This is a genomic window from Haemophilus sp. HMSC61B11, from assembly GCF_001838615.1.
In the GTDB taxonomy this organism is placed as follows: Bacteria; Pseudomonadota; Gammaproteobacteria; order Enterobacterales; family Pasteurellaceae; genus Haemophilus_D; species Haemophilus_D parainfluenzae_AD.
Window position 1 is genome coordinate 209,386 of record NZ_KV838003.1, and the last position, 14,549, is coordinate 223,934.

At 39.3% G+C, this 14,549-nt stretch carries 18 protein-coding genes; 17 read left to right on the plus strand and 1 reads right to left on the minus strand.

From position 1 onward, the window contains the following. Positions 1 to 199: 199 nt before the first annotated feature. The 7 genes from HMPREF3263_RS10145 (at position 200) to ruvB (ending at position 5,612) form a co-directional block, all read left to right on the plus strand. A complete protein-coding gene (locus tag HMPREF3263_RS10145; protein WP_005697137.1) occupies positions 200 to 1,492 on the plus strand; it encodes an NRAMP family divalent metal transporter in 1,293 nt (430 codons plus the stop codon). Positions 1,493 to 1,599: 107 nt separating this feature from the next. Further along, positions 1,600 to 2,070 carry a dihydroneopterin triphosphate diphosphatase gene (gene nudB, locus HMPREF3263_RS10150; RefSeq protein WP_005697081.1) on the plus strand — a complete coding sequence of 157 codons (471 nt, stop codon included), beginning with the start codon at positions 1,600 to 1,602 and terminating at the stop codon, positions 2,068 to 2,070. Between the two features lie 35 nt (positions 2,071 to 2,105). Then, positions 2,106 to 2,846 carry a YebC/PmpR family DNA-binding transcriptional regulator gene (locus HMPREF3263_RS10155; protein WP_005697071.1) on the plus strand — a complete coding sequence of 247 codons (741 nt, stop codon included), beginning with the start codon at positions 2,106 to 2,108 and terminating at the stop codon, positions 2,844 to 2,846. 17 nt (positions 2,847 to 2,863) lie between these two features. Continuing rightward, complete coding sequence (locus HMPREF3263_RS10160; RefSeq protein ID WP_005697082.1) at positions 2,864 to 3,298, plus strand: hypothetical protein; 435 nt, start codon at positions 2,864 to 2,866, stop codon at positions 3,296 to 3,298. Positions 3,299 to 3,348: 50 nt separating this feature from the next. Continuing rightward, positions 3,349 to 3,921: a crossover junction endodeoxyribonuclease RuvC gene (gene ruvC / locus HMPREF3263_RS10165; RefSeq protein ID WP_005697069.1), complete on the plus strand. Its 573-nt coding sequence runs from the start codon at positions 3,349 to 3,351 to the stop codon at positions 3,919 to 3,921. Positions 3,922 to 3,979: 58 nt separating this feature from the next. Next, positions 3,980 to 4,591, plus strand: coding sequence for a Holliday junction branch migration protein RuvA (gene ruvA, locus HMPREF3263_RS10170; protein WP_070853273.1), 612 nt, complete (start codon positions 3,980 to 3,982; stop codon positions 4,589 to 4,591). Between the two features lie 13 nt (positions 4,592 to 4,604). Beyond that, on the plus strand, positions 4,605 to 5,612 hold the full coding sequence (ruvB, locus tag HMPREF3263_RS10175) for a Holliday junction branch migration DNA helicase RuvB (RefSeq protein ID WP_041918230.1): 1,008 nt from the start codon (positions 4,605 to 4,607) through the stop codon (positions 5,610 to 5,612). Between the two features lie 55 nt (positions 5,613 to 5,667). Here the strand turns inward: ruvB and HMPREF3263_RS10180 are convergent, their stop codons facing one another. After that, the gene (locus HMPREF3263_RS10180) at positions 5,668 to 5,979 is read right to left on the minus strand and encodes a DUF5339 domain-containing protein (RefSeq protein ID WP_049368010.1); all 312 of its coding nucleotides are present in this window, start codon (positions 5,977 to 5,979) and stop codon (positions 5,668 to 5,670) included. 458 nt (positions 5,980 to 6,437) lie between these two features. Here HMPREF3263_RS10180 and HMPREF3263_RS10185 point away from each other — a divergent pair, with 458 nt between their 5' ends. From HMPREF3263_RS10185 to pal, 10 genes are all read left to right on the plus strand, one after another. Next, entirely contained in the window at positions 6,438 to 8,003 is a 1,566-nt protein-coding gene (locus HMPREF3263_RS10185) for a cytochrome ubiquinol oxidase subunit I (protein ID WP_014064908.1), read from the plus strand. A 14-nt stretch (positions 8,004 to 8,017) separates the two neighbouring features. Next, the gene (gene cydB / locus HMPREF3263_RS10190) at positions 8,018 to 9,157 is read left to right on the plus strand and encodes a cytochrome d ubiquinol oxidase subunit II (protein WP_049368009.1); all 1,140 of its coding nucleotides are present in this window, start codon (positions 8,018 to 8,020) and stop codon (positions 9,155 to 9,157) included. Between the two features lie 11 nt (positions 9,158 to 9,168). Next, the gene (locus HMPREF3263_RS10720; RefSeq protein WP_111406655.1) at positions 9,169 to 9,267 is read left to right on the plus strand and encodes a cytochrome bd oxidase small subunit, CydX/CbdX family; all 99 of its coding nucleotides are present in this window, start codon (positions 9,169 to 9,171) and stop codon (positions 9,265 to 9,267) included. Between the two features lie 2 nt (positions 9,268 to 9,269). Then, on the plus strand, positions 9,270 to 9,557 hold the full coding sequence (ybgE, locus tag HMPREF3263_RS10195) for a cyd operon protein YbgE (protein ID WP_049368048.1): 288 nt from the start codon (positions 9,270 to 9,272) through the stop codon (positions 9,555 to 9,557). 71 nt (positions 9,558 to 9,628) lie between these two features. Next, positions 9,629 to 10,057 (plus strand): tol-pal system-associated acyl-CoA thioesterase, encoded by a 429-nt coding sequence (ybgC, locus tag HMPREF3263_RS10200; RefSeq protein ID WP_176747779.1) that lies wholly within the window; start codon positions 9,629 to 9,631, stop codon positions 10,055 to 10,057. Between the two features lie 20 nt (positions 10,058 to 10,077). After that, positions 10,078 to 10,764 carry a protein TolQ gene (tolQ, locus tag HMPREF3263_RS10205; RefSeq protein WP_005696675.1) on the plus strand — a complete coding sequence of 229 codons (687 nt, stop codon included), beginning with the start codon at positions 10,078 to 10,080 and terminating at the stop codon, positions 10,762 to 10,764. 78 nt (positions 10,765 to 10,842) lie between these two features. Next, entirely contained in the window at positions 10,843 to 11,262 is a 420-nt protein-coding gene (gene tolR, locus HMPREF3263_RS10210) for a colicin uptake protein TolR (protein WP_032803822.1), read from the plus strand. Between the two features lie 17 nt (positions 11,263 to 11,279). Beyond that, a complete protein-coding gene (gene tolA / locus HMPREF3263_RS10215) occupies positions 11,280 to 12,527 on the plus strand; it encodes a cell envelope integrity protein TolA (RefSeq protein ID WP_005697141.1) in 1,248 nt (415 codons plus the stop codon). A 41-nt stretch (positions 12,528 to 12,568) separates the two neighbouring features. Further along, complete coding sequence (gene tolB / locus HMPREF3263_RS10220; protein WP_005697106.1) at positions 12,569 to 13,852, plus strand: Tol-Pal system beta propeller repeat protein TolB; 1,284 nt, start codon at positions 12,569 to 12,571, stop codon at positions 13,850 to 13,852. Positions 13,853 to 13,876: 24 nt separating this feature from the next. Then, positions 13,877 to 14,344 carry a peptidoglycan-associated lipoprotein Pal gene (gene pal, locus HMPREF3263_RS10225; protein ID WP_005696669.1) on the plus strand — a complete coding sequence of 156 codons (468 nt, stop codon included), beginning with the start codon at positions 13,877 to 13,879 and terminating at the stop codon, positions 14,342 to 14,344. Positions 14,345 to 14,549 lie beyond the last annotated feature (205 nt).

Sequence of the window (14,549 nt, forward strand, 5' to 3'; positions counted from 1 at the left end):
CTTAAAGACATCAGTTTTTTGGTATGAATACGGGCAAAGTTTATTTGTTTTGAAGTTATATTCTGAAATATTGGAATAATTAGATTTTTATTTTTTCACTAAGGCTTTCAAATGGATTTTATTTACTTTACTCAAGAATAAAATTCTATTATAAATAAGACCTTTTTCGGTTTATGGTCAATTTATAAGAGAAAATTTTATGAGTGAAGTTTCAACTCCAGTAGAAAAATCAACGTGGGCGAGTAAATTCTCAGCCTTAGGCCCTGGAATCGTGATGGCATCAGCGGCTGTTGGTGGTTCACATATTATTGCATCCACCCAAGCCGGTGCGATTTATGGCTGGGAATTAGTGAGCATTGTTATTCTTGCCAATTTATTCAAATATCCTTTCTTCCGTTTCGGTGTTCAATATACCTTAGATACGGGTAATACCTTGTTAGAAGGTTACCGTCAAAAAGGGAAATTCTATCTTTGGTTATTCCTTGCTTTAAACATTTTTGCGACTGTGATTAATACTGCGGCAGTAGGATTATTAACGGCCGCAATTTTAACCTTCATTACGCCAATCCCATTACCGATGCCAGTATTGAGCTCATTAGTGATTCTTGTGACAACCGGCATTTTATTGTTAGGGAAATACCGTCTATTAGATAGCTTATCGAAAATTATCATGATTGCTTTAACGGTAACCACCGTGAGCGCCGTAGTGATCGCCTTTATGCGTAATGGTATCCATGGTGTAGCCTCACCTGATTTTGTCGCGCCTTCTCCATGGGAATTAAGCAAGTTAGCGTTTTTAGTCGCGTTGATGGGCTGGATGCCCGCACCAATTGAAATTTCTGCAATTAACTCAATGTGGGTGGTAGCAAAACGTCGTTTAACCAAAGTCTCTTATCAAGACGGTTTGTTTGACTTCAACGTGGGTTACATTGGTACAGCTATTTTAGCCGTTGTCTTCTTAGCTCTTGGCGCATTGGTACAATATGGTTCGCCAGAAACCGTAGAGATGGTGGGTGGAAAATATATCGCACAACTCATCAATATGTATGCAAGTACTATCGGTGAATGGTCTCGTTTATTGATTGCTGTGATTGCATTTATGTGCATGTTTGGTACAACAATTACAGTAATTGATGGGTATTCACGTACCAATGTTGAAGCATTACGTATTTTGTTCGGTAAACAAGAAAGCTCAGTAAGAGTTTTAAACATCGGCATGATTTTGGCTGCATTGTCGGGTTTAGCGATTATTTTCTATTTTAATAATGCCGTTGGGCCAATGCTGAAATTTGCGATGATTGCTTCATTTGTTTCTGCTCCAATTTTTGCTTGGTTGAATTTATCTCTGACTAAGCATGCGAAGCACAGTGTGAAAGGCGGATTATTATGGTTATCCCTTATTGGGTTATTCTACTTAACAGCCTTTGCAGGATTATTTATTGCTTCAGAATCTGGTTTTTTTAACTGGTTATTTGATAAGCTAATTGGGTAAATCAGTTGTTAATAAGAAAATTACCGCACTTTAGTTTTAAAGTGCGGTAATTTTTTTGAAAGTTTTTAGTAGAAAAGGTATGATGCTGCCCATTCTCAATTATGTAGATGACGAGCTTGAAATATAAAAATAATCAATCGGTTCTCGTGGTAATTTATGCGGAAAGCACGAATCGTGTTCTTATGCTTCAACGTCAAGACGATTCTACTTTTTGGCAATCTGTTACGGGGACATTGGAAACCAATGAAACACCAAGAGAAACAGCAATTCGAGAAGTTTGGGAAGAAATAGGATTAAAAATAGAAGAAAATTCGACCGCACTTTTTGATTGCAAAGAGAGCATAGAATTTGAAATTTTCCCGCATTTCCGCTATAAATACGCACCGAATGTGACTCATTGTCATGAACATTGGTTTTTATTGACAGTTGAGCAGGAATTTGAGCCGATATTAAGTGAGCATTTGGCATATCAATGGGTTTTCCCTGAACAAGCGATCCAAATGACAAAATCGCCGAATAATGCCGAGGCTATCAAAAAATATTTGATGAACGGCTTTCCTCAATATAAGAGGATTTAATTTAAAAATGTTTTTAAGATAAGAAGGAAAACAACATGGCAGGCCATAGTAAGTGGGCAAATATTAAACACCGTAAAGCAGCACAAGATGCGCAACGCGGTAAAATTTTTACAAAATTAATTCGTGAATTAGTCACTGCTGCAAAAATTGGTGGCGGTGATGTCAGTGCAAACCCGCGTTTACGTGCAGCAGTAGATAAAGCCTTATCGAGCAACATGACTCGTGACACCATTAACCGTGCGATTGAACGCGGTGTGGGCGGTGGTGATGACACCAATATGGAAACAAGAATTTACGAAGGTTATGGTCCGGGTGGAACTGCTGTGATGGTTGAGTGTCTAAGTGACAACGCAAACCGAACCATCTCACAGGTTCGTCCAAGTTTCACTAAATGTGGTGGTAACTTAGGGACTGAAGGTTCTGTGGGCTACTTATTCAGCAAAAAAGGCTTGATTTTAATTAGCCAAGGTGAAGAAGATGCGTTAATGGAGGCGGCAATTGAAGCCGGTGCAGATGATGTTCAACCACAAGATGATGGTTCATTCGAAATCTATACTGCGTGGGAAGATTTAGGTTCTGTGCGTGATGCAATCGAAGCAGCAGGATTTAAAATTGATAACGCAGAAGTGACAATGATTCCATCAACAACAGTTGATCTTGATCTTGAAACTGCGCCTAAATTGTTGCGTTTAATTGACATGTTAGAAGACTGTGACGATGTACAAAACGTATATCATAACGGTGAAATTAGTGATGAAGTTGCAGCTCAGCTGTAATTTTAAGGAGATTTAGAATGAAATTAGCTAAAGTATTACCTGCAATGGCCGCTCTTGTTGTTTTATCAGCTTGTGCAAGTGATGCACCAAAAATGGAAAACAAAGCAGAGCAAGCTGCAGCACCTACTGTAACGGATAAAACAGTAGTTTATACTTGTAACAAGAAAACCGTAACTGCGGTTTACCAATTCGAAAACCAAGAGCCAACAGCGGCAATGGTGATGGTCGGAGATAAAGTTATTGCGAAAGATTTCGCTCGTGATGCAGCTCAAAAAGACTTCACTTCATTTACTTCAGGCAAATATGTTTGGAACGTAGATAGTGGTTTGACTTTAGATAAATTTGATTCTGTCGCACCAGTAAATCTTTTAATCAAAGGCAAAAAAACAGATAAAATTGTTGTGAAAAACTGTGATGTAGATGCAAAAGCAACTGCAAAAGCAAACCAATAATTAACGCTAAAAACGGCCGGCATTGACCGGCCGTTTATTTTTGAGAATTTATGAGTATTATTTTAGGCATTGACCCAGGTTCTCGTGTAACGGGCTATGGTGTGATTCGACAAAATGGTCGCCATTTAGAATATCTAGGCAGTGGAGCAATCCGCACGCAGGTAGAGGATTTACCTACACGCTTAAAACGAATTTATGCCGGTGTGACTGAAATCATCACGCAATTTCAGCCAGATATGTTTGCCATTGAACAAGTGTTTATGGCTAAAAATGCGGACTCAGCTTTAAAACTGGGGCAAGCGCGTGGTACGGCAATTGTGGCGGCAGTGAACCATGATTTACCTGTATTTGAATATGCCGCTCGTTTGGTGAAACAGACTGTCGTAGGGATTGGTTCTGCAGATAAAGTTCAAGTACAAGATATGGTGACACGAATTTTGAAGCTCTCAGATAAACCACAAGCTGATGCGGCAGATGCTTTAGCCATTGCCATCACTCATGCTCATACCATTCAACATTCCTTGCATATTGCTGGCTCGGTCAAAACCACAGAAACACATGAAAAAATGACCGCACTTTTAAAAACAAGATACAGCCGAGGTCGATTTAGATTAAAAATTTAACTGGATTAATATCCAGTTTTATCTTATTCTATGCAAAATTTTTTTACATGGAAATCTTATGATCGGTCGTTTAAAAGGCATCTTATTAGAAAAACAACCTCCTGAAATTTTGCTTGATGTTCAAGGCGTCGGTTACGAATTATTGTTACCAATGACCAGTTTTTATGACTTACCTGAAATCGGGCAAGAAACTACTTTATTTACCCATCTTGTTGTGCGTGAAGATGCTCATCTTCTTTTTGGATTCGCCCAAAAAACTGACCGCACTTTATTCCGTGAATTAATTAAAACCAATGGTGTTGGTCCTAAATTGGCACTCGCAATTTTATCTGCAATGTCAGTAGAGCAGTTTGCTTACGCTATTGAACGAGAAGAACTGTCGAAATTAGTTAAAATTCCTGGTGTGGGCAAGAAAACGGCTGAACGCTTATTGGTAGAGTTAAAAGGGAAGTTTAAAGATGTTCGCCAAAGTGATTTCTTTGTGGAGAGCAAGCATATTCCTTCAACTTCAGAATTACGTCAAGTGGAGAGCTCAGCTGATGAAGCGGTTGCTGCATTGGTTGCGTTAGGCTATAAACCAACCGATGCTGAAAAAATGGTGAAAAAAGTCGCTAAAGCGGATTTAAGCAGTGAGCAATTAATTCGCGAAGCCTTAAAAGCCGCATTATAAAGATTAAACAGATATGATCGAAGCAGATAGAATTATTAGCAGTCAGGCAAAGATGGATGAAGATGTTATCGATCGTGCGATTCGTCCAAAGCTTTTAGCTGATTATGTGGGACAGCCGCAAGTGCGAGAGCAAATGGATATTTTTATTAAGGCGGCAAAATTGCGTCAAGATGCCTTAGATCATCTTTTGATCTTCGGCCCTCCAGGTTTAGGAAAAACGACGCTAGCTAATATTGTGGCAAATGAAATGGGTGTGAATATTCGCACAACATCGGGGCCTGTGCTTGAAAAAGCCGGCGATTTGGCAGCAATGCTGACAAATCTTGAACCCCATGATGTGTTGTTTATTGATGAAATTCACCGTCTTTCTCCTGCGATTGAAGAAGTGCTTTATCCCGCAATGGAAGATTATCAGCTAGATATTATGATCGGCGAAGGACCAGCGGCACGTTCAATTAAATTGGATTTACCACCTTTCACATTAATTGGTGCAACAACTCGAGCGGGTTCTTTAACTTCGCCACTACGTGATCGTTTTGGTATTGTTCAGCGTTTAGAATTTTATTCCGTTGAAGATTTAACTTCTATTGTGACAAGAAGTGCCTCTTGCTTAAATCTGGAATTAGAAGATAAAGCCGCTTTTGAAGTGGCTCGTCGTTCACGTGGCACCCCTCGTATTGCAAACCGTTTATTGCGTCGCGTTCGAGATTTTGCTGATGTGCGTAATGATGGCATTATTTCGGCAGATATTGCGAAACAAGCGCTTTCAATGTTAGATGTAGATGATGCGGGCTTTGATTACTTAGATAGAAAATTGCTTACCGCAGTGATTGAACGTTTTGATGGTGGACCAGTTGGGTTAGATAACTTGGCTGCAGCAATAGGTGAAGAACGAGACACTATCGAGGATGTTTTAGAACCTTACTTGATTCAACAAGGATTTTTACAGCGTACGCCTCGAGGCCGAATTGCGACCTCGTTAACTTATCGACACTTCGGACTTCAGAAGCCGTCAGAATAAGAGATAGAAAAAAGGACATATTGATATCAATATGTCCTTTCTTTTTGAAACCTGCTTAGTTAGTTCCTTCAGTATAGCTCTTCATGCTATTTAATCTTGCTAAACCCACATCACAGCTTTTTTGTTGAGTCGCTAATTCCATCTCGAGAATTTGCTGTTTGCTTTGATTAAGTTTACTTTTGATTTTACCTACTTGAGTATGAGTGCCAGGCTGTTTTTCTGCTTGAGCAATCAAATTTTCTGTTTCTTTAAATAACTGTGTACATTGTTGTGGAAGAGCAGCTTTGTTTTCTGTAAGAGGTGCTGCGGTGGCAGATAATGCCATAGAACCGAAAAGTGCAGTCAAAATTACGCAAATTTTTTTCATTGTAAATCCCTACAAATCTCTCCAAATATTATTAGGCTAAAAAATAGCAAAATCTTGCAGCCCTGTCTAGTGATTATTTTGTCCATTTTTTTTAAATAAAGTTTCCTTGTGATAGATAAATTTTTCCATTTTGAGCAAAAAATACAGAATTTGATGTGGATCAATTTTGTCATTGTTATGCAAAATAGGGTATTTTGTAACTTATATCAAAAAATGTGATCAATATAACGGTTTTTTCTATTTTTTATCCGCATAAATAGTAGTAGAATATGGCAAAATTTTGAATGTTTATATTGTAATCGGTTACTGCATTCTGTTTTGAGAATAGAAAAGGCAATTATTACGTAAATAATTCAATGTTTCTTAACGACTTTTGTTGAGTAGTTTGGGGTGATTATTTGGGATTATCCTTGGTAATCATAAAGTGAAAATCTTGTAGATTTATACAAGGAGTTGAGATGTTAGACGTTGTTGATCTCTCACGCTTGCAGTTTGCGTTAACTGCGTTATATCACTTCATTTTTGTACCATTAACATTAGGTTTATCTTTCGTTCTTGTGATCATGGAAACCATTTATGTTAAAACGGGCAAAGAAGTATATAAAGATATGACTAAATTCTGGGGTAAGTTATTTGGTATTAACTTTGCTCTAGGGGTAACGACCGGTATTATCATGGAGTTCCAATTCGGGACAAACTGGTCTTATTATTCTCACTATGTAGGTGATATTTTCGGTGCGCCATTAGCGATCGAAGCATTACTTGCATTCTTCTTAGAATCCACTTTCGTGGGTCTATTCTTCTTTGGTTGGGATCGTTTAACTAAAGGTAAACACTTACTCGCAACTTACTGCGTAGCCTTTGGTTCAAACCTTTCTGCAATGTGGATTTTAGTGGCAAATGGTTGGATGCAACATCCAGTAGCAGCAGAATTTAACTTTGAAACCGTTCGTATGGAGATGACCAGCTTCTTAGATCTTTGGTTAAACCCAGTTGCGCAAAGTAAATTCTTACATACATTAACAGCAGGTTATTCAACTGGTGCTATGTTTGTATTAGGTATTAGTGCATTCTATTTATTAAAAGGCCGTGATATTGGTTTTGCTAAACGTTCATTCTCTGTAGCAGCAACCTTTGGCTTTATCGCAGCATCAGCAGTATTAATTATGGGTGATGAATCAGGTTACGACATCGGTAAAGCACAACCTGTGAAATTAGCTGCAATGGAAGCGGAGTTTGAAACTCATCCTGCACCAGCCCCATTCCACCCAGTGGCGATTCCAAATACTGCAGAAATGAAAAATGATTTTGCGATTGAAATCCCATATTTAGGTGGTTTAATTGCAACGCGTTCTTTAGACACTGAAATCGTTGGTTTGAAAGAAATTCAAGCAAAAAATGAAGGCCGTGTTCGTAACGGTATGGTTGCTTATGATTTATTCACACAATTAAAAGCAGAGAAAAAATCAGCAGGCCAAGTAAATCCAGAAACTAAAGCAAAATTTGATGAAGTTAAAGGTGATTTAGGTTTCGGTTTATTATTAAAACGTTACACAGATAAAGTTGTAGATGCAACGGATGAACAAATTAAACAAGCAGCACGTGATACTATTCCAAACGTAGGTCCTAACTTCTGGGCGTTCCGTGGTATGTTAGCAGCAGGCGGTTTAATTATTTTACTGACCTTTGGTGCATTTGTTCAAAATTTACGTAACAAAGTGACTTCCTCTCGCTTATTACTTAAAGCATTGCTTTGGGGTATCCCATTGCCAATCTTAGCGATTGAATTTGGTTGGTTCTTAGCTGAATTTGGTCGTCAACCGTGGGCGATTTATGAAGTATTACCGGTAGGTGTGTCTGCTTCTAACTTGAGTGTAGGTGACCTATGGTTCTCTATCGGTTTAATTTGTGTACTTTACTTCTTCTTCATTATTGCGGAAATGTATTTGATGTTTAAATATGCACGTTTAGGTCCGAGTGCATTGAAAACCGGCAAATACTATTTTGAGCAATCATCTAAATAAGCAGGAGATGAATTATGCTTGATTATGAAATTCTACGTATTATTTGGTGGGTGCTAGTTATCGTATTGCTTATCGGCTTCTCTGTAACAGATGGATTCGATATGGGCGTAACCGCACTTTTACCAGTAGCAGGTAAGAAAGAAGTAGAAAGACGTATTATGATTAACTCTATTGCTCCACACTGGGATGGTAACCAAGTTTGGTTATTAACTGCTGGTGGTGCAATCTTTGCGGCATGGCCGATTGTTTATTCTGTAGCGTTTTCAGGTTTCTATATTGCCTTATTCCTTGTGTTAGCTGCGTTATTCTTCCGTCCAATTGGTTTTGAATATCGTGCGAAAATTGATAATCCAACATGGCGTGCGATGTGGGATTGGGGCTTGTTTGCGGGGGGTTTTGTGCCTGCATTAGTATTCGGTGTGGCATTTGGTAATTTATTACAAGGTGTGCCATTTGAATTAAATGAGCTTTCACAAGCAACTTACACCGGTTCTTTCTTTGCATTATTAAACCCATTTGCATTACTTTGTGGTGTGTTAAGCCTTGCAATGTTAGTGACTCACGGTGCAAACTGGTTACAAATGAAAACCACTGCAGCATTGCGTGATCGTGCAAGAGCGATTACACAAATTGGTGCATTAGTAACATTAATTACTTTTATACTTGCCGGTGTGTGGCTTTCTTTCAAAGAAGGTTATGTTGTAACTAGCACTATCGATCACTTTGCAGCATCAGCGCCAGCTTCAGGTAAAGAAGTGGCAGTTGAAGCAGGTGCATGGTTCAAAAACTTCAATGAAAATCCAGCTTTATGGGCATTCCCAGTATTAGCTGTGGTAGGTGCATTATTAAATGTGGTTGCATCTAAAGCAAATCGTTGTGGTTTTGCGTTCTTCTTCTCTGTATTAACAATGGCAGGTGTGATTATTACTGCGGCAGTATCAATGTTCCCATTTGTAATGCCTTCAAGTACTCATCCAGAACAAAGCTTGTTAATGTGGGATGCAACGTCAAGTGAATTAACATTAACTTTAATGTTCTACTTGGCATTAGTATTTGTTTCCATCTCATTGCTTTACACCATTTGGTCATACTACAAAATGTTTGGTCGCTTGGATGAAAGCTTTGTTGAAGACAACAAAAACTCATTATACTAAGGAGAAACAATATGTTATATGTAATTTGGGTAGTGGGTGTGTTGGCTGCAATTATGGTGAGTGCTAAATTAACCATTGGTAAAGAAAAGTCAGGTAAATTTGACGAGTAATGATGATTAATTCGCTCTATCAATTAAGTAATAAGGGTTCCTTGCGAACCCTTTCGTTTATTTTGGCGTTATTTTTGACCGCGGCTTTCTTTTTAAATTTAAATCAATTTTCGACCGCACTTCGTACTGCACATCCCGCTTGGATTCTTGTGATTTTTTGGGGATTGATTAATTTGTGGATTCACGGTATCGGATTTGAAATTCGCCGAGCAATATGGCAGCTTGTTTTCTTGCCATTTATTGGTTATTTCACCACAATAATTGCCATTGTTCAGCATTGGTTACTATAGAAACTCTAGATAAATATTGTTATTTGGCGCTTGCACATCTAATGAACAGGTTCTAAAATAAGCGGCTTGTTATGGCTAATAATTTGAGCATTATTTTGAATAACCAATGTTTTACCTTTCCGGTTCGTGTCTATTATGAGGACACGGATGCAGGCGGAGTAGTGTATCACGCACGTTACTTACATTTCTTTGAGCGTGCGCGAACTGAATATTTAAGAACGCTTAATTTTTCCCAACAATCATTATTGCAGGAACAACAGTTAGCTTTTGTGGTCAAAACCATGTCTATTGACTATTGTATTCCGGCAAAATTGGATGATTATCTTATTGTCGAAACGGAAATAACGGCAGCGAAAGGAGCAACAATTCTCTTTGAACAGCGGTTAGTTCGTGAGGCAGTGGTGTTATCGAAGGCTACTGTAAAGGTAGCCTGTGTTGATCTAGGCAAAATGAAACCTGTCGCAATTCCTGAAGAATTAAAAGCGGCATTTTTAAAGTAAATAACTTTTCGGAGTATGCAATGACTGCAGAATTGAACTTTTTAGATCTTTTTCTAAAAGCGAGTATCGTTGTTCAACTTGTAATTGTGATCTTGATTTCGTTCTCAATTATTTCTTGGGCAATCATCATTCAACGTAGCCGTATTTTGACGAGTGCGTTAAAAGAAGCGAATACTTTTGAAGATCGTTTCTGGTCTGGTGAAGATTTAAATAAACTTTATGATGGTTTATCTAATCGTCGTGAAGTATTAACGGGTAGCGAACAAATTTTCTTTGTCGGCTTTAAAGAATTCTCTCGCTTAAAACAAGTGAATGCAGATGCTCCAGAAGCGATCATCAAAGGTACGACTCGTGCAATGAACCTTGCGATGAATCGTGAAGTAGAAGCGCTTGAAAGCCGTGTACCTTTCTTAGCAACAGTGGCTTCTGTAAGTCCATATATCGGTTTATTTGGTACCGTTTGGGGGATCATGCACGCATTTATGGCATTAAGTGGTGCAAAACAAGCAACATTACAAATGGTTGCTCCAGGTATCGCAGAAGCCTTGATCGCAACCGCAATCGGTTTGTTTGCGGCGATTCCAGCTGTAATGGCATATAACCGTTTAAGCTTACGTGTAAATGCGATTGAACAAAATTATGGTAACTTCATTGATGAATTCACCACAATTTTACATCGTCAAGCTTTTGGTAAAGCGCCCCATTAAAAATCAATGAAAAATTGACTGCACTTGATTAATCAGACGAAAAGTGCGGTGGATTTTAGCGAAGTTTTAGAGGAAATTATGGCTCGTCGTCAGCGTAAAGACATTAAATCTGAAATTAACATCGTGCCATTTCTCGATGTTCTTTTAGTTTTGGTGTTAATTTTTATGGCAACCGCGCCGATTATCAGTCAGAGCGTTCAAGTGGAACTCCCTGATTCGGTGCAAAGTCAAAATGTATCAAATGAAGATAAAACACCGGTTATTTTAGAAGTAGCAGGTGTAGGGCAGTATTCGATTTCTATTGGTGGTCAACGCCAAGAAGGACTTAACGAAGAAATGGTAACCCAATTATCAAAACAAGAATTTGATAAAGACAATAACACAATGTTCTTAGTGGGCGGAGCAAAAGATGTACCTTATGAAGAAGTGATTAAAGCACTGAATTTACTACATCTTGCCGGCATTAAGTCTGTGGGTTTAATGACCAACCCAATTTAAGATAAGTAGGTAAAACCGTGCAGAATAATCGACGAAAAAAACGTGCAAATGAGTTTGTCATCTCTATTGCGATGCACCTTGCATTGTTTGGTTTGTTGATTTGGAGCTCTCTTTATCAAACCGTTGAAATAATGGGTGGTGGAGAAGGTGAAGGTGATGCCATGGGAGCTGTGATGGTCGATACTGGCAGCGCAGCGCAGGAATGGGGACGTATTCAACAACAGAAAAAAGGTCAAACTGATAAACAGAAAAAACCAGAACCTGTAGTCGAAGAGAAAAAACCAGAGCCTGAACCTGAACCAAATCAGCAAGAAATTGCGAAACAAGAAGAGATTAAGCGTCAGCAGGAAATTCAACGTCAAAAAGAACTTGAAAAACAAAAGCAGCAAGAAATTGAAAAGCAAAAACAGCAACAAGAACTTGCTCGTCAAGAGGCGTTAGAAAAGCAGAAACAAGCTGAAGAAGCGAAAGCAAAACAAGCTGCTGAAGCAGCGAAGTTAAAAGCTGATGCAGAAGCGAAACGTTTAGCGGCAGCAGCTAAACAGGCTGAGGAAGAGGCAAAAGCTAAAGCACAAGCCGAAGCTCAAAAAGCCAAAGAAAAAGCTGAAGCCGATGCTAAAGCGAAGGCTGAGGCAAAAGCGAAAGCCGATGCTGAAGCAAAAGCGAAGGCCAAGGCAGAAGCAGATGCTAAAGCGAAAGCTGAGGCGGATGCTAAGGCTAAAGCAAAAGCTGAGGCTGACGCAAAAGCGAAAGCAGATGCAGAGGCGAAAGCGAAGGCTGAAGCAAAAGCTAAAGCGGATGCAGAAGCCAAAGCGAAGGCTGATGCGAAAGCAAAAGCTGACGCAGCAAAACGTAAAGCAGATCAAGCGGCTTTAGATGACTTCATGAACGGCGGAGATGTCGGTGGTGGCAGTGCATCTAAAGGTGGTAATGCAAATAAAGGCGGTACACAAGGTAGTGGTGCAGGACTAGGTGCTGGAGATGGTGGTAAAGTTGGTGACCAATATGCAGGTGTCATTAAACGTGAAATTCAACGCCGTTTCTTAAAAGACCCAAACTTTGCTGGTAAAGTTTGTAGCATTAAAATTCAACTCGGTCGAGATGGTACGATTTTAGGCTACCAACGCGTTTCAGGACCTGATGATATTTGTACTGCAGCATTAAGTGCGGTAGCGAGAACGAAAAAAGTTCCAGCAGCACCATCTGATGCTATTTATGAGAAATATAAAGCGCCGACTATCGATTTTGATATCAATGCTCGATAATTGGTTTTAGGAAAGTAACAACGTTAAAATAAGGTGATTAAATGAAATTGATCAAACGTGTTATGGGGCTATTTGTGGTGATGTTTGCACTTGCAAGCACAGCAATGGCAGAAGATGAAGTTCGAATTGTGATTGATGAAGGGGTTGATGGCGCTCGTCCTATCGCAGTTGTTCCTTTTGCAGGTTCTGCACCTGAAAATATTGGTCAAATCGTTGCAGATGATTTACGTAATAGTGGTAAATTTAACCCTATTCCAGTAAGCCAAATGCCACAACAACCAACGACTGCAGCAGAAGTGAAACCAGAGGCTTGGACTGCTTTAGGTATTGATGCCGTTGTGGTGGGTCAAGTGACATCAACTGGTAGCGGTTATAACATTTCTTACCAATTAGTTGATACTGTAGGTGCATCAGGTACACCTGGTGCGGTACTTGCACAAAATAGCTATACAGTGACAAATAAATGGTTACGCTATGGTGCACATACCGTGAGTGATGAAGTATTCGAAAAATTAACCGGTATTCGTGGTGCATTCAGAACCCGTATCGCTTACGTAGTGCAAAAAAATGGTGGCTCACAACCTTATGAAGTTCGTGTAGCAGATTATGATGGCTACAACCAATTTATCGTAAATCGTAGCTCACAACCAATTATGTCTCCAGCTTGGTCTCCAGATGGTAAACGTTTAGCATACGTCTCTTTTGAGAACAAAAAATCTCAACTTGTTGTACAAGACTTAGGTTCAGGTTCTCGTAAAGTAGTTGCTTCTTTCCCTGGACATAACGGTGCGCCAGCATTCTCTCCGGACGGTTCTAAACTCGCATTTGCTTCTTCACAAGATGGTTTATTAAACATCTATGTAATGGGCTCAAATGGTGGTACACCTACTCAATTAACTCGCGGTGCGGGTAATAATACAGAACCATCATGGTCTCCAGATGGTAGCTCAATTCTCTTTACTTCAGATAGAAGTGGTTCGCCACAAGTTTATCGCATGAGCGCAAGTGGTGGTGGTGCATCACCAGTTGGTGGTCGCGGTAGTGCGCAAATCAGTAGTGATGGTAAAACTCTTGTGATGATCAACGGTAATAACAACGTGGTGAAACAAGATCTCACCAGCGGTAGTTCTGAAGTATTAAGTACATCTTTCTTAGGTGAAAGCCCAAGTATTTCTCCTAACGGTATCATGATTATTTACAGCTCTACACAAGGGCTAGGAAAGGTGTTACAATTAGTTTCTGCAGATGGTCGCTTTAAAGCGAGTCTTCCAGGAAGTAATGGCCAAGTGAAATTTCCAGCTTGGTCTCCATACTTGACTAAATAAAAAAACTCATTGAGGAGAAATCTAATGAACAAATTTGTTAAATCATTATTAGTTGCTGGTTCAGTAGCTGCATTAGCGGCATGTAGCTCATCAAACAACGATGCAGCAGGCAACGGTGCTAACAACGGTCAAACTTTCGGTGGTTACTCTGTTGAAGATCTTCAACAACGTTACAACACCGTTTACTTCGGTTTCGACAAATTCAACATCGAAGGTGAATACGTTCAAATCTTAGATGCTCACGCTGCATACTTAAATGCAACTCCAGCTTCTAAAGTTGTTGTTGAAGGTAACACTGACGAACGTGGTACTCCAGAGTACAACATCGCTTTAGGTCAACGTCGTGCTGATGCAGTTAAAGGTTTCTTAGCTGGTAAAGGTGTTGATGCTGGTAAAGTATCAACTGTTTCTTACGGTGAAGAAAAACCTGCAGTGTTAGGTCACGATGAAGCGGCATACTCTAAAAACCGTCGTGCAGTGTTAGCATACTAATATTTTTAGAGAATTTTGATTCTTAGAAGAAGGGAGAGTAGAAATACTCTCCTTTTTATTTGTTCTAAGATATTGTCAGAAATTGATGAGTATTCACACAATTAACACAATTTCTTCAGATTTTTCTTGCGTCAAAAAATAAAATCGGTAATATACGCACCTGTTACGAAATGATGTGGGTCGTTAGCTCAGTCGGTAGAGCAGC